15 protein-coding genes are annotated in these 22,741 nt (G+C 57.9%); 5 read left to right on the forward strand and 10 right to left on the reverse strand.

Annotated elements, in window-relative coordinates:
- Positions 1-168: 168 nt before the first annotated feature.
- The gene (locus J4D97_RS09725) at positions 169-411 is read right to left on the reverse strand and encodes a hypothetical protein (protein WP_185283948.1); all 243 of its coding nucleotides are present in this window, start codon (positions 409-411) and stop codon (positions 169-171) included.
- A gap of 155 nt (positions 412-566) precedes the next feature.
- Here J4D97_RS09725 and J4D97_RS09730 point away from each other — a divergent pair, with 155 nt between their 5' ends.
- From J4D97_RS09730 to J4D97_RS09750, 5 genes are all read left to right on the forward strand, one after another.
- On the forward strand, positions 567-2,012 hold the full coding sequence (locus tag J4D97_RS09730) for a DNA integrity scanning protein DisA nucleotide-binding domain protein (RefSeq protein ID WP_208307408.1): 1,446 nt from the start codon (positions 567-569) through the stop codon (positions 2,010-2,012).
- A 73-nt stretch (positions 2,013-2,085) separates the two neighbouring features.
- Positions 2,086-2,589 (forward strand): DUF4112 domain-containing protein, encoded by a 504-nt coding sequence (locus tag J4D97_RS09735; protein WP_208307409.1) that lies wholly within the window; start codon positions 2,086-2,088, stop codon positions 2,587-2,589.
- 304 nt (positions 2,590-2,893) lie between these two features.
- Complete coding sequence (locus tag J4D97_RS09740; protein ID WP_243900236.1) at positions 2,894-4,270, forward strand: GMC oxidoreductase; 1,377 nt, start codon at positions 2,894-2,896, stop codon at positions 4,268-4,270.
- A gap of 21 nt (positions 4,271-4,291) precedes the next feature.
- Complete coding sequence (locus tag J4D97_RS09745; RefSeq protein WP_208307411.1) at positions 4,292-4,720, forward strand: hypothetical protein; 429 nt, start codon at positions 4,292-4,294, stop codon at positions 4,718-4,720.
- A gap of 1,162 nt (positions 4,721-5,882) precedes the next feature.
- A complete protein-coding gene (locus J4D97_RS09750; protein WP_208307412.1) occupies positions 5,883-6,236 on the forward strand; it encodes a hypothetical protein in 354 nt (117 codons plus the stop codon).
- An 83-nt stretch (positions 6,237-6,319) separates the two neighbouring features.
- Here the strand turns inward: J4D97_RS09750 and J4D97_RS09755 are convergent, their stop codons facing one another.
- The 9 genes from J4D97_RS09755 to J4D97_RS09795 form a co-directional block, all read right to left on the reverse strand.
- Entirely contained in the window at positions 6,320-7,276 is a 957-nt protein-coding gene (locus tag J4D97_RS09755; protein ID WP_208307413.1) for a glycoside hydrolase family 43 protein, read from the reverse strand.
- Between the two features lie 38 nt (positions 7,277-7,314).
- Complete coding sequence (locus tag J4D97_RS09760; RefSeq protein WP_208307414.1) at positions 7,315-9,801, reverse strand: glycoside hydrolase family 95 protein; 2,487 nt, start codon at positions 9,799-9,801, stop codon at positions 7,315-7,317.
- A gap of 319 nt (positions 9,802-10,120) precedes the next feature.
- Positions 10,121-12,049, reverse strand: a complete 1,929-nt coding sequence (locus J4D97_RS09765) for an alpha/beta hydrolase-fold protein (protein WP_208307415.1) — start codon at positions 12,047-12,049, stop codon at positions 10,121-10,123.
- Positions 12,050-12,127: 78 nt separating this feature from the next.
- The gene (locus J4D97_RS09770) at positions 12,128-13,522 is read right to left on the reverse strand and encodes a family 43 glycosylhydrolase (RefSeq protein ID WP_243900237.1); all 1,395 of its coding nucleotides are present in this window, start codon (positions 13,520-13,522) and stop codon (positions 12,128-12,130) included.
- Positions 13,523-13,620: 98 nt separating this feature from the next.
- Entirely contained in the window at positions 13,621-15,174 is a 1,554-nt protein-coding gene (locus tag J4D97_RS09775; RefSeq protein ID WP_208307416.1) for a glycoside hydrolase family 43 protein, read from the reverse strand.
- Between the two features lie 74 nt (positions 15,175-15,248).
- Positions 15,249-16,550, reverse strand: coding sequence for a glycosyl hydrolase family 8 (locus J4D97_RS09780; protein ID WP_208307417.1), 1,302 nt, complete (start codon positions 16,548-16,550; stop codon positions 15,249-15,251).
- Positions 16,551-16,636: 86 nt separating this feature from the next.
- The gene (locus tag J4D97_RS09785) at positions 16,637-18,565 is read right to left on the reverse strand and encodes a glycoside hydrolase family 97 protein (protein ID WP_208307418.1); all 1,929 of its coding nucleotides are present in this window, start codon (positions 18,563-18,565) and stop codon (positions 16,637-16,639) included.
- 39 nt (positions 18,566-18,604) lie between these two features.
- Positions 18,605-20,287 carry a glycoside hydrolase family 43 protein gene (locus J4D97_RS09790; RefSeq protein ID WP_208307419.1) on the reverse strand — a complete coding sequence of 561 codons (1,683 nt, stop codon included), beginning with the start codon at positions 20,285-20,287 and terminating at the stop codon, positions 18,605-18,607.
- Positions 20,288-20,358: 71 nt separating this feature from the next.
- A complete protein-coding gene (locus tag J4D97_RS09795; RefSeq protein ID WP_208307420.1) occupies positions 20,359-22,725 on the reverse strand; it encodes a glycoside hydrolase family 127 protein in 2,367 nt (788 codons plus the stop codon).
- Positions 22,726-22,741 lie beyond the last annotated feature (16 nt).

A 22,741-nucleotide genomic window follows, 5' to 3' on the forward strand; every position in this document is an offset into this window, starting at 1 on the left:
GTTTTGGAGGGTAAAACATGTGTCCTCCTGAGCGCAGCGAAGGACCTTATGCCGGTCGAACGACAGACGTATTAACGACTCGTTCTACTGTCATAAGGTCCTTCGCTGCGCTCAGGAGGACACATGTTTTACCCTCAAAACTCACACGCCCTCTACCTTCACAAACTCCTACCCTTTCTTCACCGCTGCTTGCGCCAGGATTTGCTTGGCTTCGTCTACGAGTTGCTGGCCGGGGTTGAGCTGGCGACGTGCGATGAGGGCGAATAGCACGAAAAAAGAAACAATAGGAAGGAAGCAGCCCAGGGCGAACCATAGCCAGAACGAACGGCCGTAGCTGTAAGCGCAGTACCCCGTAGTGAGGGGTAGGAACATAATGGCGCACAGACCACCTAACAGTAAATCAACCAGCATACGGGCGGGGGTAACGGTAGACGACTTCTTCCCGAAGATACAAGATACCCCAACGTTTCCCAAACCCACTGGTGTTCCCTATTGCCAGGTTTCGCCCGACTACTAGCCCGCTTTTTCCGTATACTCCTCTATTCTCTCCCGACCCGCCCTACCCTATGTGGGAACATCAAAGCTTATTTCGCGTCTCGGCCCAGCTTTCAGCCGATGGCGTTTTCAACCTGCTCGACCGTAATCTGAAGCCCGAAGTGCTGCTACTGGGTCTGGCCTCCGCCAAAGAGGCCGACGACCCCGGCGCCATCGTGGTAGAGCCTGCCAAGCACCGCTATGCCCCCCAGCGCTTTGCCGGGGTGAAAGAATACGCGGCCTCCCTGGAGCCCGAAGGCCCCCGCGAGGTAGTCTACCACCTGCACCCTCTCGACCACGACCGTTACGAAAAAGCCCGCTGGTATGAGCTCTTGCGCCGCTCCACCGAGCATACGCTTGCGCAACTGGTAGAGCAGCAGCAGGAAAACCGGGTGAACTTCTGCTCAGCCCCCATCAACGTGCACGGGTACCTGGTGTTTGTGGTGTTGCAGCTATCTGCTGAAGCTTACAACAGCTACTATATGTTGCCGCCAGTACCAGGCGGGCGGTCCAACTCCCTGCTCGATGCTGTGGTGCAGGAGTTTTTGCACGATTGTGGCCGAGCCCTGCGCGAAACAGAGAATGATGAGGACCACCCCATTCTCGACCGCGACTACAACGAGGTGTTACGCGCCGCTGGTCGCCGCTTTATGCTGCGCGCCGCCGCTGGCACCCACGGCCTCTACGATGCCTGCAATGGCGTAGCCGCCCTGCGCCACGAGGGCGACGAAGGCGTGGGCACCATGCTAGTAGGCCGTCGTCATCACCCGGCCATCAAGCCAGTGCTGACGCTGGACGCCCCCATTCCACTGCGCGACCATCGCTCTATCCGTAAGCTATTGGAAATGAGCGAAGACCGCGCTTCGCTGGTAAGCGATGCCACCGATGTCTTTGGTCTGGGCTATCTGGTAGACACCGACGACCCACAATACGAGCCGGTGTTCACTGTGCACTTCACCCGCCACTATAGCTGGGAGCTGAGCCACGACGGCAACGTAATGATGCGCGTAGTGTCGAACACGCCTCGCCTACCCCAGGGCACCGTGGCCCAGGACAACTTTGGTCGTGTGGTGCAGCTTGTGTTTCCGCACCTGGAAACTGAAGGTGTAGACCGCCTCTGGCTGCTCACCCAAAAGGCTACCAACCAGCCCAATGGCACTATCCTGCTGATTTCGGAGGGCGCGGCGCAGGAAGCGGCCCGCCTCACACGGCAGTGCTTTCAAGTGGCGCCCCGCCTGATGACACCCGGCTTGCTGCGCCTGGTCACCAACATCGACGGGGCCGTGGTTATCGACCCGGCCGGCACCTGCTACGGCATCGGAGCCATCCTCGATGGCCTCGCCACGGCCAAAGGCGATTCTTCACGCGGCTCACGCTACAATTCAGCCCTGCGTTACGTAGAATCCAGTCAGTATCCTTGCCTAGCCATTGTGGTTAGTGAAGATGGCTGGATTGATCTGCTGCCCACGAAAAAGTAAAGCCGTGAGTGATGAAGTGTGTTTAATTCTTTGTCACTCACGGCTTACTACTCACCATTTCACCACTCTCCTTATGCCTACTACCCCTACTCCGTCCCGCACGCCTACCCTCGTTGAAGATGATCGTCTGGTATGGGTAGAACGCATAGCCCGTTTGATGGACAGCCAGTTTCGGATGCCCGGCACTCGCTTCCGCTTTGGTCTAGACCCGGTATTGGGCCTCTTACCCATCGTCGGGGATTTATCAACCTTTGCCATATCTACCGTCTTGATTGTGACCATGATGCGTCACGGCGCCAAGGGTAGTGTCGTAGTGCGTATGGTCCTCAACGTGCTATTCGATACCATCGTCGGCGCTATTCCTATCCTCGGCAATGTCTTCGACTTCGCCTATAAAGCCAATGACCGCAATGTGCGCTTGCTACGGGAGCACTATGTAGAAGGCAAATACCAAGGCAGCGGCAAAGGATTGATTGCGTTGGTGCTTATTGGTATGCTCCTGTTTTTCGGTCTGCTTGCTTGGGGTCTCTTTGCCCTATTCACTTGGTTGTGGCACGCGGTACAGGGCGCTTGGTAGGCAAGGCATTGAGCTCGTTAGGCGTATGGTATTCCTAACGGAGCAACAAAGCTTCACTAGCAGGTATGTACCCACTAGCTTTTCCTATTTGCCTTTGCCAGATAATCCAGATAATAATGTGTGCTTATGCTTGACACAAGGCACGAAACTGTACTCCTTTAAGATTAAGTATTTATTATTTTACCTATACATTTTATTACTAAAGCAATAAAATGTATAACTTTACTGGCCAGCAACCAGTAATATGAAGTATACCACATACGATCTTATCGTAGTAGGGACAGGTTTTGCCTCCACCTTCTTTTTGTACCAATACCTTGCGAAACGCCCCGCCACGGAAAAAGTCCTAGTATTGGAGCGCGGCCACGCAGTTCCTTGGGCAGAGCGTGTGAAGGAAAAACGGGGCGAGGAAACGACTTATACCGGGCAAAACCCCGACTGGCGCAGTACGTTCGTCAACAAGCAGCCCCGTAAGGATTGGATGTTTACGGTAGGGTTTGGGGGGAGTTCCCATTGCTGGTATGCCTGCACACCCCGGTTTCTGCCCAACGATTTCCGGATGAAAACGCTCTACGGCGTCGGCAACGACTGGCCCGTGCAGTATGAGGAGCTAGACCCCTACTACGAGCAGGTAGAGGATATTATGGCTGTTTCTGGGCCGGCCGATACGCCTTTTCCTCGCCGGAAAGCCTACGCGCAACCGCCCCATCTATTCACGGAAGTAGACAAACTTCTGCACAAGAAATACGGCAACCTCTACATCAATCAGCCCACCGCCCGCGCCCGCGTGGCCATAAACGGTCGTAACCCCTGTTGCGCCAGCGGGGTGTGCAGCGTGTGCCCGGTGAATGCCAAGTTCACCATCGACAACTCCAACATGGGGGTGTACGAAGACCCGCGCGTAGAGCTACTGGCCGGGGCACAGGTCTACGGGTTGGAGCTGGTGCGGGACCAAGTGCGCAAGGTCAGCTTCCGCCGCGACAACCGCGACTACCATGTAGCTGGCGAAGTAGTAGCCTTGGGTGCCAACCCCCTGTTCAACGCCAACATCTTGCTCAACTCTGGCGATACTAATGCCTTCACCGGGCAAGGCCTAGGCGAGCAGCTAGGCTTGCAGGCGCACATATATCTTGATAAACTGGAGAACGTAGGAGGCAGCACCTGGGTAAACGCCAATGGCTACATGCTTTACGACGGCGACCATCGGCGGGAGGCAGCGGCCTGCCTGATCGAATCTAGCAACGCCCCTTTCTTCCGGCCCGAGAGCGGCAAATGGCGCCAGATGGCCAGCTTCCGGATGGTGTTTGAAGACCTGCCTACCCCCGAAAACTACGTAACTACCTCCGACGACATCATGCAGCCCGCCGTGTTCTTCGGTGGCCCTTCCGACTACGCCCTGCGCGGCATTGAGCGTATGAAGCAGCAACTACCGGAAATCCTGTCTTGCCTGCCCGTCGAGAAAATCATTTACAACGACCCATACTCTACCGAGGCGCATATTCTGGGTACTGCTCGCATGGGCACCAGCGCGCAGGACAGCGTGGTAGACAAGCATTTGCGCCACCATCAATACCGCAACCTGTTTGTGCTGGGGGCTAGCAGCTTCACTACCTATACCCCCGCCAACCCTACCCTTACCCTATCGGCGCTGTCACTTTTGGCCGCCGATCAGTCTTTCTAACCACTCTGCACCTACTTGGCTATGTTTCGCCGAAAATTTCTAAAAATAGCTGGGCTTGGCGCCGCTGCGGTGGCGCTTCCCAGCCTTGGCGCCTACGCCATATCGCTAAACGAGGCCACAGCCGGCGTCATCCTGCATCAATTTCGTTTCCTGAATCTGGACAGAAAAGGAATCGACCAGTTTGTACAAGATTATTATAAACAGGAAGGCTCCAGTAAATCAGCCTTGGCGCAAGTGAAGATGAGAGGATATTATATGCTGAATATAAATTCCGATCAATCACAATTAGTTCGCACTATCACGACGCTGTATTTACTATCCACCGATTTTTTCCAAAATCGCATGGACGAGGGTAAGCTCGTACGATACCAGGGTATTTATGATCCGTATAAAACGCCCTGCGCCAATCCATTTTCTGCGCTGTATTATCCGCCAGCACCCGCTGTTTAATTTATACATCATCTGCATGATATAACGCTACTCTGGTATGCATTCTATAACCAGCACTGTACCGTCGCTATCTGGCCGGTATTCCGCAGCACCTACTACCCTTACTTCTGCTGCCGATGTAGCAGCGGCCGACGCCACGCGTTACGCTGTTTTTTGCGCTTTATGGGCTATTGCCACACTGTTTCATATGGCGCAGTCCCGGCTATATACCACTCAGTTGCACTACCTACTGCTAACATTGGCGGCGTTGGCCCTCCTAAATAAGCCTTCCTCCATCGCTCGGCTGGGGGTACTTATTGGGCTCCAGCTATACGAGGTGTTCTCTCGCCTACCCGATATCAGCAATCATTGGTTATTTACCACGTTCGTCAATCTCACTATCCTACAGGCATTTTTGTGGGTAGCCTTCAAGGAAAAGCGTCTATCGGTAGACCGCGCTGCTTTGCTCCGGGCCTTTGCGCCCGTTGTGCGCCTAGAGCTGATAATTCTTTACTTCTTCGTGGTGTTACACAAGCTCAATTGGGCGTTCTTCTCGCCCAGCGCCAGCTGCGCAGCCGTTTTGTATAAAGCCCAGCACGCAGAGGCCCTCCTACCCGATTCGCCTACGCTTATCTTGGCAAATATCTACCTAACTATTGCTATTGAAACCCTTATCCCGTTGCTGCTAATTTTTAGAAAAACGCGTAACGCCGGTTTATTAATTGGCCTTGTTTTTCACTGCGTTATTGCTTTTAATTCTTATAATGGGTTTTATGATTTTTCTTCTATGATTTTCGCTTCTTATTTTTTATTCACCAGCTACACATTTATTACAACACTTCATCAATTTCGCAACAATTCTATTTCCTTTTGGCGCATCGCTAAGCAGCGCTTTTCGCAACTTACTTTTTCGCATATTGCTCTATGGGCAATTCTTTTTGTTTTATTGGTTGGCAGTATTAAACTGTTTACCAGAATCTTTACTGACTATTTTCAATTAATTTGGGGCGCCTATAGTTTCTTATATATACTACTCTTTCTTCTTTCTTTATATAAAGCGCGGCAGTATTTCCCTACGCGCCTTTTTACGTTACCCAACGCGTTCTTTTGCCTGCTTCCGTTACTGGTTTTCCTGAATGGTATCAGTCCCTATATCGGCCTGAAAACGGAATCTTCATTCGCCATGTTTTCCAACCTGCGCACAGAAGGGGGCATCACCAATCACCTGTTTATTCCGGTGAGTGCACAGGTATTCGACTTTCAGAAAGACATGATTGAGGTAGTAGCCTCGTCGGACACTGAGTTGCAACGAGTTGCCGACGAAGGCAAGCTAATAACATTCTTTCAGTTGAAAAACCGGGTGGCTGATGTGCGGCCAGCGCGGGTGGAGTACATTCGCAACGGGCAGCGCCGCACGTTTGAGCTGACCTCGGCCGCGCCCAACGACGAGTTGCTGCACAAAAGCCCGTCGTTGCTGCGCAAGTTTATGCGCTTCCGTATGATCAACAAGGTAGATCCGCAGCCCTGCCAGCACTAGCTCGCTACCGCACGTGGGCGCCGTCGTGGATTTCTACTACCCGAACGGTTGCCTTTGCACAACTTACATTTTGGTGCCATACCTTATTTCACCGGCCCTACCCCACTAGTAGTCTGCACGATGGGTTGGATGGAGCCATCCTTGTTGTAGTGCATTTCATCCACGCAGATGGAGCGTCGGTAGCTGCCGCCGGTGGGCAAGGAGCCGTTGTGGTAAAAAAAATAGCTCTTGCCTTTGTAGTCGATGATGCCGGGGTGAGTCGTGAAGCTGTTGGGCACGTTTTCCTGGATGATGCCGCGATAGGTCCAGGGGCCGGTGGCGCTGGGGGCCGTGCAATACTCTATCATCTCAGGCTTGGTACCGGCGCTGGCATACACAAGGTAGTAGAGCTTTTTGCGCTTGTATAACCAGGGCCCTTCGATGTAGTTTTTGGGCGTGAAGGTATTGATGGGGCCAGCCAGCTCAGTCATGTTATCCTTGAGCTTCACCCACTTGCAGCTGCCATTGCCCCAGTACATATATACCTGCTTGTCGTCGTCCACAAAAACCGTGGGGTCAATGTCGTCCCAGGCATGCGGCTTGTCCTTGGTCATCTCGTTCACGATGAGCGCCTTACCAATGGCGTCCTTGAACGGCCCGGTAGGCCTATCCGACACGGCTACGCCGATGGCCGCGCCACCCTGGCTGTTGTCGTCCTTCTTATGGAACGTGGATACAAACCAGTAGAACTTGCCCTTATGGTACACGCACTGCGCCGCGTAGGCATCGCCGGTGGCCCAGGCAAAGGTGCGGGGCGAGAGGCGCGTGCCGTAGTCTTTCCAGTGCACCATGTCGGTGGTGGAATAGATGCGCCAGTCGGGCATTTTGTAGTTGGTTTCCTGCACCGAAGCCGTATCGTGGCCGGTGTATAGAAACAGCGTGTCGCGGTACACGAGTGGGGCGGGGTCGGCCGTGAATACATCTTTAATAATCGGGTTCTGCGCCTGCGAAGGCAGATAAGCACCGAGGGTTAGCAGGGCGACAAGCAAGGTCTTTTTCATAGGGCTAGGAATGGGCTGAGTAGGAAAGAACCGCAGAGCTACTGGGCTTTTAGGGAATAGGTTTTGCCGGCTTCGGTGGGAAAATCATACACAAACGACGGGGCCAGCGTGGGCCGCCTAGGGGTAGTTTTGGAGGAAACCAGGGGCGGCTTAACGGCTATGTTTTGGTAAAACGGGTTGGGGTTTTCGCCCTGCGCTTCCCGCAGCGTCAAGCCGCTAGCAGCCGCTATAGAGCTATGCACCCGTATGCGGCAGTTGCCTCCTAGCTTCGAAGTGATGCGCGCACGAGTAATCTTGCCCTTGTCCCAGGCCAGGTCCACTACGTAGCCGCCGCGGGCTACCAAGCCCGTTACTTCGCCCGTAGGCCAGGCGTCGGGCAAGGCAGGCAAAATGTCGATAGCGCCGTCGTAGCTCTGCACAAACAGCTCGGCTAGCCCAGCAGTGCAGCCGAAGTTGCCGTCAATCTGAAATGGCGGGTGGGCGTCCAGCAGGTTCGAGTAGGTGCCGCCGCCCTCTCCCGTGTTGCCACCCGCGCCGGAGCGCAGCCGCAGCTGATCGGTGAGCAGCTTGTAGGCGTGGTTACCATCCTGCATGCGCGCCCAGAAGTTCACCTTCCACCCCATCGACCAGCCCGTGGACACGTCGCCGCGCTGAGTGAGCGTCACGCGGGCGGCCTCAAACAGCTCCGGCGTGCGGTAGGGCGAAATTTGTCCGCTCGGAAACAGGCCGTAGAGGTGGGAAATATGGCGGTGCTGATCCTGGGGGTTGTCTACGTCTTGCAGCCACTCCTGCACCTGCCCATACTGGCCAATCTGCATGGGCGGCAGCCGCTCGCGCAAGCGGCGCAGACTATCCGCAAACGGCATATCCAACTGCAGCAGCTCGGCGGCCCGGATGGTTTTCGAGAACAGGTCAAGCACCAACTGATTGTCCATGGTGGTGCCAGCAACAAGGGCAATCTGCTTACCTTGAAGTGAATACGTATTTTCAGGCGACACCGAAGGAGCTACCACCAGCCAGTGATGGGTCGGCTCCTCCTGCAGAGCATCAACGAAGTACGTGGCCGCGCCCTTCAGCACAGGGTAGTAGGTGCGCAGAAAACCTAGGTCGCCAGTGAACTGGTAATGGTCCCAGAGGTGCTGGCTCAGCCAGGCGCCGCCCATGGGCCAGAGGCCGTACTGCGGCGGGTCAACTTGGCCCGTGATGCGCCAGATATCGGTGTTGTGGTGCAGGGCCCAGCCGCGGGCCCCATACATCTGGCGGGCGGTCTGCTGACCGGTTACACTCAGGTCGCTTATCATCCCAAACAGCGGCTCGTGCAGCTCGGTCAGGTTGGTGACTTCGGCGGGCCAGTAGTTCATTTCGGTGTTGATGTTCACCGTGTACTTGCTGTCCCAGGGTCCCTTGAGCTGGTCGTTCCAGATGCCTTGCAGGTTGGCGGGCTGCCCGCCCGGCTGCGAGGAGCTAATGAGTAGGTAGCGGCCGTACTGAAAATACAAAACTGCCAGCGCGGGGTCATTGCCCTGCGCAAAACCAGTCAGGCGCTGGGGAGTGGGCAACTGGGCGGCGGGCGTCACACCCAGGTTCAGCGTCACGCGGTTGAAGTAGCGCTGATAGGCCGCTACGTGGTCGGCCAGGGCTTGCTTGTAGGACTTGCGCACGGCAGTGGCAAGGTAGGCCGCGGCCCGCGCGACCGGGTCGCCGCTTACATCATGGTAATTGTTGAAGTTGGTGCCGATAGAAATATAAAGCGTAGCGCTGTTGGCTCCATCCAAACGAATACCCGCGTCGGTGGCTTGCAAGGTGCCGCCCTCGGCCACAACCTGCACCCGCGTCTGGAAACGCACCTTCCCCTCCTGCCCTTCATGCTCACTTCCGCGACCATCCAGCACCAACTGGTTTTGCTCGGCGTGCCGGGTGTGCTGCATGGGGCTTTCCTCACTGATCAGGCAACTGATGCGGCCCGGCTTGCTAGCCGTGAGTCGCACGATTAGCACCTGATCGGACAGGGAGCTGAACACTTCGCGCCGGTAGGCCACCCCGCCTACCTCGTAGCTCACTGAGGCCACGGCCCGGCCGATGTCCAGGTCGCGCTGGTAGTGGGTGGCGTTGTCGTGGCCTGGGAAGTCGAGGTACACGTTTGAGGCCGTTTGGTAGGGCATGCCGCTGTTGCCAGCGGGCTGCATCTGGGCTTGCGCCAGGGCCTGCGCCTCCACCAGCTGCCCGGCCAGCAGTTGCTCACGGAGCTGGCGCACCACCGGCAGCGCATCGGCCTTCACGTTGTTGTTGGGCCCACCGCCCCAGATAGTCTCCTCATTCAGCTGCAACCGCTCGCGCTGGGGCCCGCCAAACACCATGGCCCCCAGGCGGCCATTGCCTAGGGGTAGGGCCTCATTCCAGTTGGCGGCTGGTTTGTCGTACCACAGTCGTAGCGGGGTAGGCTTGGGCTTGCCCGCGGCGGATAGGAAAGTTACCCAGCAGAGCAGTAGCAAAGAGGCCCGAGCCGACCAGTGAAGTTTCCTCATATGCGGGTGGGGTGAGCACTGACTTCCGAAGAAAGTGAGTGGTAGAATGGGTTTTATGGATTTATTCAGACCGTCATGCTTCATCTGGCGTCCGCTTGTCGAAGCATCTCTCCCGCTTTATAAGGACGATGTAGAGACGCATACTTGCGTCTCCTTGTTGAACGACTGGCCTAGAACCGCTAGCTAAACAACATCAGCACGCGGGAGACGCAAGTATGCGTCTCTACAACCGGTAGGCGAAGCGGGAGAGATGCTTCGACAAGCGGACGCCAGACGAAGCATGACGGTCTTCTAAGACTTCTTAGCTGCGGCTAGCTGCTTAAAACAGCTTTTGGGCAAACTGATACAAATCGTGGCGCCACACGGGCCATGTGTGGCCGCCGGGGTACTCGCTGTACACGTACTTGATGCCCAGCTCGTCCATTTTGGCGCGCATCACTTTGTTGTTGGCGTAGGCAATGTCTTCAGGCCCGCCCATCGAGAGCCACAGCTGCTTGAGGTTGGTATTGATGGTGCCCGCGTTGGCCTTCATATAAGCATACTGCGGGTCCGACAAAGCCGCGTTATTGGCAAAGAAGCCCGAGCTGAACACGCCGAGGTAGCTGAACATGTCGGTGTTTTTTATGCCCGCGTACAGCGTCTGTAGGCCACCCATCGACAGGCCCGCCAATGCCCGATTCTGAGCGCCGGGCGCTACGCGGTAGTTGCTTTCCACCACCGGCAGCACAGTTTGCTTGAGCTCGTCTTCAAAGCGCTTTAGCGTAGGCTCGCCGAAGCCAGCTAGGCCGCCGGGGCCATCCATGTTGCCATCGAGCATCACCACGAGCATGGGCTTGGCTTTTTTGTCGGCAATTAGGTTATCCAGAATTACGTCGGTTTTGCCTTGCTTGACCCAGCCGGTCTCATCTTCGCCGCCGCCGTGCAGCAGGTACAGCACCGGGTATTTAGCGGCCGTGTTGGCATCGTAGTCGGCCGGCGTGTATACGAAAAACCGGCGCCATGAGTTGGTGACTTTGGAGAAGTACCGCCGCTCCCGCACCTCGCCGTGGGGCACGTCGCGCAGGGCGTAGAAGCCGGTGCCGCGGCCCGGTATTTCAATGCCGCTGGCCATGCGCCCCATGCCGTAGAAGGTGTCGCTGGCGGGGTCGGCAATAGGTAAGTCGTCGAGCACCAGAGAGTAGTAGTGCAGGCCGCGGCTCAGGGTATCAGTGGTGACGGTCCAGGTGCCCGTGCTGTCCTTCACCATGTCGTACTTACGCCCTAGGTCCAGCTGGGCCTTTTGCACGCCAGGGGCTTTCAGGCGAAATACGGCGCGGTTGTCGGGCAGAATCTGAGGGTACTTGGCATTGCGCACGTTGGTGGAGGCCGGCGCGCCCAGTACCGTGTAGGTGGGCAGCGCGGCTACATCCACGGGCTTAAACAGCTGCTGCGAGAACATATAAAGCCCGTTTTTCCAGACTTTGAAGTCGTGCCCGCCGGCCTCCAGGTAGTACACGTGCGGCACGTTGTGCTCGTAGAGGTAGTCGTGGGTGCGCTGGCTGATGGGCAGCAGGCCGTCCTGGTCGCCGCACGAAATCCAGAGGAGCTTGAGCTGCTTTTTAGCTTTCGCCGGGTCGGGTACCAGCTGCTCGGGCTGCTTGGTATTCGGGGCCGACGAGAAGCCCCCTACCCAGGCAAACTTATCGAGGTGGCCTAGCCCAAAGTTCAACGACTGCCCCCCTCCCATCGACAGGCCGGCAATGGCCCGGTCCTCGCGATTTTTGAGGGCCGGGTAATGCTTTTCGATATAGGGAATGAGGTCGGTGAGTAGGTCTTGCTCGAAGTTGGCGAAGGCGGCCACCTTGTCTGGCCCGTAGATATTGCCGATGGGCCGGTCGTCCTTCATGGCCCGGCCGTTGGGCATTACCACCAGCATGGGCTTGAGCTTGCCGGCCGCGTACAGATTATCCAAAATCACCTGCGGGCGCCCACCTTTCAACCACTCCTTCTCGTCGCCGCCGATGCCGTGCAGCAGGTAGAGCACTGGGTATTTCTTTTTCTTGGAATAGCCCGGCGGCGTGTATACCAGCGCCTTACGCACCGTGCCCACGGTTTTCGAGGTGTAGCTAATGCTGTCCAGCTTGCCGGTGGTAATGCCGGCGGCGGGCTGGTCAAAGCCCCTGGGGGCTTCCATGATGGTTTTTTGAGCTAAGGCGCTACCAGTGCTCAGTAGCATAACACTCAGAATGGCGGGGACTATATTTCTCATACCTCGGGAAGAGGCCTAGCAGGCCAGGTAATAGGTGGGAATATCAGATGGTTTGCAAGCGCACAGCTTCTTTACCCCTCACTCAAATCTTACCCAGTCAATCTCGACGGGGCTATTCGTTTTGGAGGCCATCACCAGCGTGTGCGTGCCGGGCTTAAAGGCCGATAAGGGCGCTTTCACCTCCTGCCATTTGTTACCCTTGGGTACGGTCACTTGGGCGAGCACCGGGCCGGTGGCCCCATCTACCCGCAGTTGCACCGTAGCGCCGGCAGCCGCCATTGTGCGGAGCGTCACCGTCTTGAGCGCCTGTTTGCCAAAGGCTACCCCGTTGTATTGCACCCAGCCCTGGTTGTTGGCAAACACCGTTTTCCAGCCCTGGAACTTGTTGGCCGTATCCAGAAAGGCGATGGTAGCGCCGCTGCTGCTCAGGCGGCTGTAGCGGTCCAGCTGAATTTTCTGCTTGGCATCGGTCAGGCCCACGCCGCGCAGGGTAGGAACTACTTTGCGAATGGCGCCGTCGGGCTCGAAAAACAGGCTGTCGATGCGCACCGAGCGGTTTTTGTCGAAGTTGGGCGATAGGTCGTTGTGGTGGTAGAATAAGTACCACTGGTTCTTGAGCTCCAACAGGGAGTGGTGGTTGGTCCAGCAGCCCGTCGGCGACTCGTCCATTAGCACGCCCTTCACCGTGAATGGCCCCAAGGGGCTCGTGCTGGTGGCGTATTCGAGGCGCTCGGTTTTGTTGGCCACGTGTGGGTAGGTCAGGTAATACGTGCCGTTGCGCTTGAATAGGTAGGGCCCCTCCTTCAAGCCTTTGGTCGGCAGCTCGCCCAGCGTCACGGGCTCGGAGGCTAGCTCCAGCATGTTCTCCTTCAGCTTGGCGCCGTAAATGTTGCCCTGCGACCAATACAGGTAGGCTTGTCCATCTTGGTCAATAAACACATTGGGGTCAATGCCGCGCACGCCCTTGATGGGCATCGGCTGCGGCACAAACGGCCCGGTAGGCTTATCGGCCACGGCCACCCCAATGGTGAAGCCCTTGTTGATGGTCGTGTCCTTCGGGGTAGTCGGGAAGTAGAAGTAGTATTTGCCGTTGCGCGCAATGCAGTCGGGTGCCCACATGCTGTAGCTGTCGGGCTTCACCCAAGGCACCCTGTTTTGCGTGACGATGACGCCGTGGTCGGTCCAATCGGTGAGGTTAGCCGAGGAAAACACGTGGTAGTCTTCCATCACAAACCAGCCGGCCCGCCCCCGGCCGGGCGCGGCCGGAATATCGTGCGAGGGGTACACGTACACCCGCCCGTTGAACGCGCGCGCCGTGGGGTCAGCCGTGAATTGATTGGTAATAATCGGGTTTTGCGCCTGGGCCGCGCCGCCCACTAGGCAAGCTAGGCCAGTCAGGATATAGGATAGTTTGTGTTTCAGCATCGAGGGTAGGATTTTCAGATAGAGTGTGAAGTCAAAAGAGGCCGTCATGCTGAGCGCAGCCGAAGCATCTCTACCGATTCGTTAAACGGTGCAGATGAAGCGGTAGAGATGCTTCGGCTGCGCTCAGCATGACCGTTGGGTAAAAGCTACTTAGCACTGGCAAGTGTCTCCGCAATTCGGAAGTAGTCAAAATCGGCGTAGCCGCCCGCCTGCTTCGTGGCGTAATTGAACAGCCCGAACCGGTAGCCCATGAAGTGGGGCAGCGTGTAAGCCATCTTGAGCGGGCCGCCAATGGCTTTCCACATTTTACCATCGAGGCTGTAGTAGAAGGTCGCCACGTCCTTGCGCTCCGTGAAGTCGCATTCCGCCTTGAAGTACACTGTGTTCTGCGTCAGCGGTAGGCGTTGCAGCTCCACGGGTTTCTCCGTCTCGGCGCTAACCATAACGATGGACTTCTGGCCGTTGCGCGACTCCACTCCCACCAGGCCGTAGCGCTTTTGCAGCAGGGCTAGGCCAGCAAAATCACCATCCTTAAGGTGCGATACATCCAGAGCCGTAGTGCCGGCGCAAGTCGGGCCGATGGTGCGCTGGGTGAGGGTGTTGCGGGCCAGCAGGAAGGTGGTATCCGTGCGGCCAGTTTTGAGGCGTAGGTAGCCAGGGCGGTCAGTCAGCGACCAAAGGGAGTTTTCGGGGTTGTGGTTCCACTGCCACACCAGCGGCAAGGCAGGCTCGCCCTTGCGCCGGCTAAACTCATCCGAGGCTACAATGCCCGGAATCAGGCCTTTGCTGGCGGGTAGGGCCAGCGTCTGAGGCACTTTGCCGGCCGGACTGCCTAGCACCGGCCAGCCGTCAGTCCACGTCACGGGCACTAGGTACGGGATGCGGCCCACGGCGCCGTAGTCGCGGAATAGGTAGGAAAACCACCGACCATCGGGCGTGTCGATGAGGCCGCCCTGGGCCACGCCTAGGTCTTGCAGCGCCACCCGCCCTTCGTAGGGGCCAGTGAGCTTATCGGCCCGGTGCACCACCACGGTGCGCATACCACCCTTGGGCCAGGTGATGTTGAAGAGGTAGTACTTGCCCTTGATCTTAAACAGTTGCGAACCTTCGGCGGGTAGGCCTAGGTTGGGGCCGGCCGGGGCGCTGGCGTTTTCAATCAGCACCTGCTCCGTAGCGCCGGGCTTCACACCAGAGGCATCGGCCGTCAGCTCAATCAACTGCAGCTTACCGGCGCCATATACTAGGTACACACGGCCATCATCATCAAAAAACAGGGAATGGTCGTGGTAGCTCGGCTTAAACGACACGGCTTTCCAGGGACCCTTCTCAATGTTCTTGGTCGAATAAATGTAGGTCTTGCCCGTGGTCTGGGCGAAGGTCGAGACGTAGTAGGTGCCCTGGTGAAACCGCAGGCTGCTGGCCCACGAGCCGCGGCCGTAGGTGCTCTTGCCGTTGCGCAGCGTCAGCTCATCCTGGTTGCCCAGTGTGTCAGAGGCGTAGCTCACCAAGTGCCAGTTCACCAGGTCTTTCGACTTCATGATGGGCACGCCCGGCGTCATGTGCATGGTCGTACTACTCATGTAGTAGGTATCCCCCACCCGTATCATCGACAGGTCCGGCACGTCGGCGAAGATGACAGGGTTTTGCGCCTGCTTTACCTGCGCCGCCAGCGGGGTCACTACCGCAGAGGCGAAGAACATCCCAATAGCTAAAACACTCCGTTTCAAAGAATAAGACATAAGCCACAAACGCTGAGGTAAGTAGAGAATCGGATTTAAGCAGGCTTGATAGCCTGGTACTTGCCGCTCAAGTGCAGCAGGCTAAATAGGTACAGCAGGCCGTCGTAGTAGGGGTCAAAGTACCCGTCTTCATAGGGGGCCAGCTTGGCATTCCAGAGCGCGTGCACAAAGGCCAGGTCCCGGTCTTGGTGCATAAGCGAGGCCGAGGCGCTAGTGGCCACCAAGCCTAGGGAGTGCCGCAATTTCTTGACGTCGCCGGCCTGCAGTATGAACTCAGGCCGTGAGCCATCCACGTTGAACTGGTCCTCGAAGGTATTCACCCCCTTGCCGCGCAAAAACCCTTGGAAGCGCCGCGCATACTGCTCCTGCCAGGCCTTGTCCTTGCCAAACCACACGTAGTCCATGGCAATGTTCATGGGCACCCGCCACGAGTCGTAGCGGAAGGCGGGCGGCGCCCACTTGGTAGCGTGGGGCTTGCCGCTGAACTCGGTGTAGTCGTAGTTGAGGGCCGTGGGAGCGGCGCAGGCACGGTGCAGAAACGCCCGCGCCGTATCGGCGCAGGCCCGGTAAAACGGCTCGTGCCCGTCCTTGGCGTAGGTGGCCCACACTTCCAGAAAGGCCGGCACATGGTAGGATGGGTCCGTCCAGTTATACATATCCCCTACCGGCACAAAGGTGATTTGCTTGTGCTCGGTATTGAAAAGGCTGCGCACGCCGCCCGTACCGTCTTTTTTCCACGAGGCATCCAGGATGCGGCGAGCCTCCTGGTAGTAGTTGATGCTGGTGTTGTTGCCCCAACGGTTGGCGGCAAACAGCAGGCTCGTAACGAAGTACAGCTCGCCATCGGAGGCGGGCCCCTCCGAATTGAGCTTCATCGTGGTGGTGCTGAAACTCCAGGCGAAGTAGCCTTCCAGCGGGCCGCTCTGGTGCTGCAAGTTCTTCTTCGACCAGCGCCAGAGGCGGTCAAACACCTCCTTTTTATTCATCTGCACGGCCACCATCATGCCATACGACATGCCTTCGGTGCGAGCATCGTGGTTTTTCACATCCGACACGTAGGCCATCGAGTCGCCTACCTCGAAATACACCTTGTTGGGCCCCTCGAATACATCGTGGTAGGCCTGCGCTACTTTTTGGTCGATGGCGGCTTGGCTGTAGCCTACCTCCCGCAGCAAATTCGGGTACTTGCCCGTGTAAAAAGCCCCTTTCTGCGTGGTAGACGCCTGTTTGGGTTTGGGGGGGCGCTGAGCAGTTACGCTACCTAGGCCAGCGCATTGCAAGACTAGCAGCAGCAAGCCAACCCGGATGCGGTGAAGAAAAGAAAAGCGTGCGTTCATAGAGATAAGGCAAATAAGCGGCCGTGCGGCGCTTCGCACGGGCTGACCGTTTGGTAGATGGTTGGGAGACGAGGCCGATCAGTGGCCTAAGGCTGCACCACGAAGCCGCCCCGCGCGGGCAGCGTCACGCTGATGGTGCTGTCCGCCACGGCCCGCGTGCTGAAGCTGCGGTTGGTGTCACCGTCGGTGATGAGCGTGCCGTTTTTGAGGCCTAGCTTGCCGAGGTCAACCTGAATGGTTTTGGGTGCGTCGGTGGCGTTGATGCCGGCCACATACCACCCGCCGCTGGGGGCCTGACGGGCCAGCACCGCATACTCGCCGGGGAAGCCGTCCATCAGCTTCACGTCAGCCCAGCGCGGCGGCAGCTTCTTCACGAAATCCTGCACGTAAGCGGGCTGCGCGGCCATGCCCTCGGGCACCTCGGCATAGTGCTGAATACCCGACTGAAACAGCACCGACAACGCCAGCTCAAAGGCATTGGACGTGCGGCGCTCCTTGCCACGTATCTCCGAGAAGGCCATGGGCGTGAAGTCCATTGGGCCCACGGCGTTGCGGGTGAAGGGCAGTGTAGCGCAGTGGGTGGCCTCCTGATCGGTGTTGCGCTGGTCAAAGGTCAGGAACTCGAAGCCCTTCACGGCCTCCATCGTCATCAGATTGGGGTAAGTCCGGTTCCAGCCCCGCGGGATGGTCGTGCCGTGAAAGTTGACCAGCAGGCCAGCCTGGGCAGCATCCGTCAGGATATCCTGGTAGTAGTTCATAAACGACTGCCCATCGCCTCCGAAGAAGTCGATTTTTACCCCGGCCACGCCCATCTGCTTGATGCGGGCAAACTCTTTGCGCCGGCTTTCGGGTTCAAACAGCACGTTGGTAGGCGTTTGCGGAGCCTGGTTCCAGTGGCCGTTCGAGTTGTACCACACCAGCAGGCCTACGTTTTTGGAGCGCGCATACTGAGCCAGCTCCTGGGTTTTGTCGTAGCCGATTTGCTTGTCCCAGAGGGCATCCACGAGGCAGTAGCGCCAGCCCATAGTAGCGGCGTAATCGATGAAGCGGCGCTGCACGTCGTAGGTGGTGTTTTGGTCCCCCATCAGCACCCACGACCACGACGATTTGCCGGGCGCCTCGGTGAGTACCGGCGTTGTAGCGGGTGCGCTCAGGTCTGTCGTCAGCGTCGATTCTACGATGGGCGCCAGCGAATTTCCTACTACCACCACGCGCCAGGGCGTACTCCACGGCAAGCTGCTTTCGGGCAGCAGGGCCGCGTCGGGCGTCGTTTTTTCGGGGGCCTGCGGAAAGGCCACGGCATACTCGGCATCGGGCGACTCGTGGGCCAGATGGGTGCCGGCGTAGGTGCGGCCCATGCCGGCCTCGGTCAGCAGCACCCAGTGCCCGGCGGTTTGAAACAAGGCCGGAAACGACCACCCTTGCCCGATGGTAGAAGGCGTACCGGCCGCGATGCCGCGCTGGTAGTTTTCCTCATACGAGGGCTGCGTGTTTGCAAATCCCGTCTGGGCTTTGGCGTGTGGGTGCAGCCAGCCTCTAGCACTAGTCGGCAAATGAAAAGAAGTGGCTTCGGCTGTGATGCGCTGCACCTCCTTACTAGGTCCCTCCAGTACATACTGAAACGCTACCCCATCATTCGACACCTGAAACACCACGCTGAACTGCGGCGCCCCGGCCGCCCCCATAAAGTGCAGCACGCGCCGGTTGGCCCGGTAGCGGCAGTTGGCGCGCTTGTCGGTGGCCAGCTGGTAGTCGTCGGCCACCGCGGTTTGCTTGTCAGCTTTCGTGAGTTTGAGGCCCTGCGTGAGGTCGGCGCTGGCAAGGCGGAGGCCCAGGCGCGAGGGCCGTAGCAGCTCGGCCTGGCGGTAGCGCACAGCGTAGGTAGGCTGGCCTTGGGCCGTTACATCTACCGTCACCTGCACGGCCCCGTCGGGGCTACTAATCTGGATGGGCTTAGCGGCCTGGGCAGCGGCAAGGGGTAGCACGAGCAAGCAAATAACTGAGTATAAGCGCATAGAGAAAGGAAGGTGGAAGCGTAGCTAGCGGACCGCGTCTTATTTCTTGTACATGGGGTCGTGGCCCTCGTACTTCAGCCACTTGAAGGAGGCAGTGTTAGTGGTAGGCTGTCCGGCCGAGGTGCCATACATACCGTAGAGGCAGCCAATGAAGCCACCCGCCACCTGCGTGCTCAAGAAGCGCGCATCCACCTTGTCTTTCAACAGTGTATACTTTTTGCCGTCCTCTGAAAAGCGGAAGCTATAGGTATCACCGTCGGCGTTGATGCGCAGCTGCACTTTGCCGGTCGCCGCTTTCAAAGGCGCTTTCGCCAGCAGTTCGGTGTTCTTCGCGTCGGCCGTGCTCTTGAGCAGCTGCACAACGGGCTTGCCATTCTCCACCGACTTGCAGAGGTAGTAGAAGTGCTTCTCATCTTGGAATACCACCAATCCCGCCGTTTCGTTGGCCGCCTTGGCCGCAAACGTCAGTTCGGTTTCGGCGCTGCCGTACATGTGCTGCTGGCGCTTGCCGATGAAGGCCGGGTTGCCCGTTTCGGCCACTGTTTCCGGCTTCAGTTTCAAAGTCAGGCCGTTGGCTTTGCTCAGCGAAAAATTCGTGCTGTCTACGGTGCGCATAAACAGTAGCGCAGGGTCAAGTTGCTTCTCGAAGGTGAGCGTGTAGGCGAAGTTGCCGCTCTGGGGTAGGGCGCCTTTTTGCTTTACCTCGGGGAAGTTGGCTTTGTAGGAATACTGCACTCCGTTAGGGCCAGGCACCGTTACCGGCCACTCATCCTTCCACTCCACAGGCACGATAAACGTTTCGCGGCCCGTGTTATAGAAGTTGTCCTCGTAGGGTCGCACAGCCAGGAAAATAGCATACGTCTTGCCATCGGGTCCTTCTACAAACTGCGCGTGACCAGCCGAAGTGATAGGGTCTTTGCGGTCTTTGGGCAGTTCGCGCTGCGAGAGAATGGGGTTCTTCTCATAAGGCACAAACGGCCCCAGGGCCGTCTTGCCGCGGAACACTACCTCGGTGTGGTTGACCGACGTGCCGCCCTCGGCCGCGTAGAGGTAGTACCAGTCGCCCCGCTTCATCAAGTGCGGTCCTTCAATCCAGACGGGCTTTTTGCTGAGGTCTACTCCCCCATTCACCACTATTTTGGCTTCACCCACGGTTTTTAACGTCTGCGGGTTCAGCTCAATAATCTTGATGGAGCGGTGCCCATCGTACAGAGGCGTGCCGGGCGGGTCGCTGTTGTAGATAACGTAGGCTTTGTCGCCCTCAAAGTACAGGGAAGGGTCGATACCGCGCACCTCGGGCAGGAACACTGGGTCGCTCCACGGGCCCGCTGGGTTTTTGGCCGTCACCACGAAGTTGCCCTTGTGGTCGATTAGCGTACACGTCACGTAGAACGTGCCGTTGTGGTACTCAATGGCCGGCGCAAACAGCCCACGGGTCATCCGGTCGCCCATGAAAGTCATTTGCGAAGGCCGGTCTATCACGTTACCTACCTGCTTCCAGTTTTTGAGGTCCTGGCTGTGCATCACCGGAATGCCGGGAAAGTAGGAAAACGTTGAATTCACTAGGTAGTAGTCCTTGCCTACCTTGGTAATACTAGGGTCGGGGTAGAAGCCGGTCAGGATAGGATTGACTAACTCAATCGATTGTGCAGAAGAAACAGCGTTTTGTAGCAGTAGCGCTGCTAGGGCAGTGATGAATAGTCTCGGACGCTTTGGTAACATAGTATCGGGTTCGGATGGCGATGATGTTTCGAATTGTTTAGCAGAAGGAGTAGCTGGCGGTAAGTAGGACGCTACTTAAGCAGCCGTACGTCGTAGACGCCGCCCGCCGTGGAGCCCGCTGCCGCCTCAAATTTCACCGTAAGGGTAGTAGGGGCGTTGGCGCGACGCAGAGATTCGGGTAGGGCGTACTCCACGTCGTAGAAGTCGCTTTTTTGATTGCCCGTGAGCGTTACCTGAGTCAGCGGCGCACCGTTGACCAGAATGGTGAACTGCCGATTTCGGTCGCCGCCGGAGTAAGTGACGCGCAGCGCACGCGCGGCCCGGTTAGGATTGCGCAGCTGGTAGCTGAACCAGCCTGTAGCGTGCCGCCAGTGGCGGTTGCTGTGGATGCCCGTCTCCGACCGGTCGCTTTGGAAATTGTGGTCCGACTCGGGCTGTTGCTCACCGGGCGTTACCTGGTCGATAGTACGGGCTTCCAGGGCGCGTTTTTCGGCGTCGCGGCGGCGGATTTCTTCCTTACGGGCGGCCAAGCCTTCGGGCGTTGTCACGGGCCAATACACCATGTAGCGCGCATCCTGAATCTGGTAGAACGGCACTAGCTGCACGTTGCGGTACTTATCGGAGTTGATGAGGCCAGCAGCACTGAATGTCAGCGACTTGCCAGCTACAGGCTTGATACCTTCGGCCACATTCGGGCTGGTAGAGACAAGCAGTGGGGCATCCTCCACGGGGTAGAGCGGACCGCTTGCCACGTGCGCCATGCGTTTGCTGTCGGCGTGCAAGCCGGCCAGATCGGTGGTGTCTGTGACGGCGGCCAGCACCAGCGGCCCGTGCACAAACGACACCCAGGGCGAGTGGTCGGGCATGTACTCGGCGGTGGTGTGCATGGGTAGAGCCACCGTCACCACATCGCCCGAACGCCACTTGCGCGTTACGGTAGCGTAGCCCGGCTCGGCGGTGGTAGGCGTCACGGCTTTGCCGTTTACCTGAATGGTTAGTTGGCCGGCCGGCACCCAGCTGGGTTGCCGGATGCTGAGGGCAAAGGTGCGCGGCTTTTTCAGTTGCAATTGTAGTTGCGAGCGTTCCTCAAAGGGAAACTTCGTCTGCTGGGTTAGGGTGAGTCCCTGCTCGGCCCAGGCAAGGCGCGAGGGTAGAAACAGATTCACCAACAACTCATTGGTATTGCGGTGGGCATACACCAACTCGCCGTACTTGCCGTGGTTTTCCAGCCCCGAACCCACGCAGCACCAGAAGCTTTCCTGCGGCTGCGAATACACGCGGTAGTGGCGCGGGCGCATGGGCGTGAAGTACACGAAGCCGCCCTTCTCGGGGTGTTGCGTGGAAAGGATGTGGTTGTACATAGCCCGCTCGTAGTAGTCGAGGTAGCGGGTAGATGCGCTACGCAGGTACAGCTGTTTGCTGAGCTTGAGCATGTTGTAGGTGTTGCACGTCTCCGGTCCTTCCGTGCTTTCGAGCATGGAGGAGAAGTTATCAACCGGGTTGAAGTGCTCACTCACACTGTTGCCCCCAATCGATACGGTGCGGTTTTCCACCACGGTTTTCCAGAAAAACGTGGCTGCGTTGGACCAGGTAGGGTTGCCACCAGCTTCTGCCACGCGCTCAAACCCAATAACTTTCGGAATCTGCGTATTGGCGTGCATGCCGCTGAGCACGTCTTGGCTAGCCAGCAGCGGTTCTAGCACGGCCTGATGCGAGAAGCGCTGGGCCAGCTTCAGGTACTTTGCGTCGCCAGTGATGCTGGCTACGTCGGCAAATACTTCGTTCAGGCCGCCGTGCTCACTGCGCAGCATGTCCTGAATTTGGGCATCGGTGAGGTTGGCCGTAAGGTCCAGGCACCAATCCGTCAGCTTGATCAGCATGTCTTTGGCCTTGGCGTTGCCGCCAATCAGGTAGGCGTCGCGCAGGCCGGCGTAGGTTTTGTGCAGGTTGTATAGCGGCACCCACTTATCATTCAGCCCAAAGCTGTTGGCCTTGATGTTACCGGCCTTCACCTGCTGCCACATGGCCTTGCCGCCCGGCACGCCCCCGAGGTAGCCATTGCCGTTTTTCTGCTGGCAGCGGTCCAGCTCGTCCATCATGTAGGTGAGGCGCTGCTGCACTTGCGCGTCGCCGGTGGCGGCATACATAAGCGCCAGCGCCGAGAGGTAGTGCCCCCCAATGTGGCCGTCGAGGCCGGTGTTTTCCCAGTTGCCATAGCGCTCCGCTTTTGGCTGAATGCCGGCCTCGGTCTGGTAGGGAGCCAGCAGCCGGTTAGGGTCGAGGGCCAGTATGTAGGCCTTGTCGGTCTGCTGCGCCTGCTGAAACGGGCTGTCCAGCAGCTGCACCGCCGAGAGAGGAAAGCTTTCCAAGGCCGTGCTTTGCCCGTGGCCGAGCAGGGGCAGCAAGCAAGCGGAAAGAAGTAGAAAACGATGCGTCATGATAAACAATGCTCTG

The organism is Hymenobacter defluvii (genome assembly GCF_017589435.1).
GTDB classification, from domain to species: domain Bacteria; phylum Bacteroidota; class Bacteroidia; order Cytophagales; family Hymenobacteraceae; genus Hymenobacter; species Hymenobacter profundi.

What these genes read in the sequence shown, in the direction of transcription:
- J4D97_RS09775 (WP_208307416.1), bottom strand. Translation starts at nt 15,174, where the DNA reads ATGTTCTTCGCCTCTGCGGTAGTGACCCCGCTGGCGGCGCAGGTAAAG.
- J4D97_RS09755 (WP_208307413.1), bottom strand. Translation starts at nt 7,276, where the DNA reads ATGAAAAAGACCTTGCTTGTCGCCCTGCTAACCCTCGGTGCTTATCTG.
- J4D97_RS09760 (WP_208307414.1), bottom strand. Translation starts at nt 9,801, where the DNA reads ATGAGGAAACTTCACTGGTCGGCTCGGGCCTCTTTGCTACTGCTCTGC.
- J4D97_RS09725 (WP_185283948.1), bottom strand. Translation starts at nt 411, where the DNA reads ATGCTGGTTGATTTACTGTTAGGTGGTCTGTGCGCCATTATGTTCCTA.
- J4D97_RS09745 (WP_208307411.1), top strand. Translation starts at nt 4,292, where the DNA reads ATGTTTCGCCGAAAATTTCTAAAAATAGCTGGGCTTGGCGCCGCTGCG.
- J4D97_RS09785 (WP_208307418.1), bottom strand. Translation starts at nt 18,565, where the DNA reads ATGCGCTTATACTCAGTTATTTGCTTGCTCGTGCTACCCCTTGCCGCT.
- J4D97_RS09790 (WP_208307419.1), bottom strand. Translation starts at nt 20,287, where the DNA reads ATGTTACCAAAGCGTCCGAGACTATTCATCACTGCCCTAGCAGCGCTA.
- J4D97_RS09795 (WP_208307420.1), bottom strand. Translation starts at nt 22,725, where the DNA reads ATGACGCATCGTTTTCTACTTCTTTCCGCTTGCTTGCTGCCCCTGCTC.
- J4D97_RS09765 (WP_208307415.1), bottom strand. Translation starts at nt 12,049, where the DNA reads ATGAGAAATATAGTCCCCGCCATTCTGAGTGTTATGCTACTGAGCACT.
- J4D97_RS09750 (WP_208307412.1), top strand. Translation starts at nt 5,883, where the DNA reads ATGTTTTCCAACCTGCGCACAGAAGGGGGCATCACCAATCACCTGTTT.
- J4D97_RS09780 (WP_208307417.1), bottom strand. Translation starts at nt 16,550, where the DNA reads ATGAACGCACGCTTTTCTTTTCTTCACCGCATCCGGGTTGGCTTGCTG.
- J4D97_RS09730 (WP_208307408.1), top strand. Translation starts at nt 567, where the DNA reads ATGTGGGAACATCAAAGCTTATTTCGCGTCTCGGCCCAGCTTTCAGCC.
- J4D97_RS09735 (WP_208307409.1), top strand. Translation starts at nt 2,086, where the DNA reads ATGCCTACTACCCCTACTCCGTCCCGCACGCCTACCCTCGTTGAAGAT.
- J4D97_RS09770 (WP_243900237.1), bottom strand. Translation starts at nt 13,522, where the DNA reads ATGACGGCCTCTTTTGACTTCACACTCTATCTGAAAATCCTACCCTCG.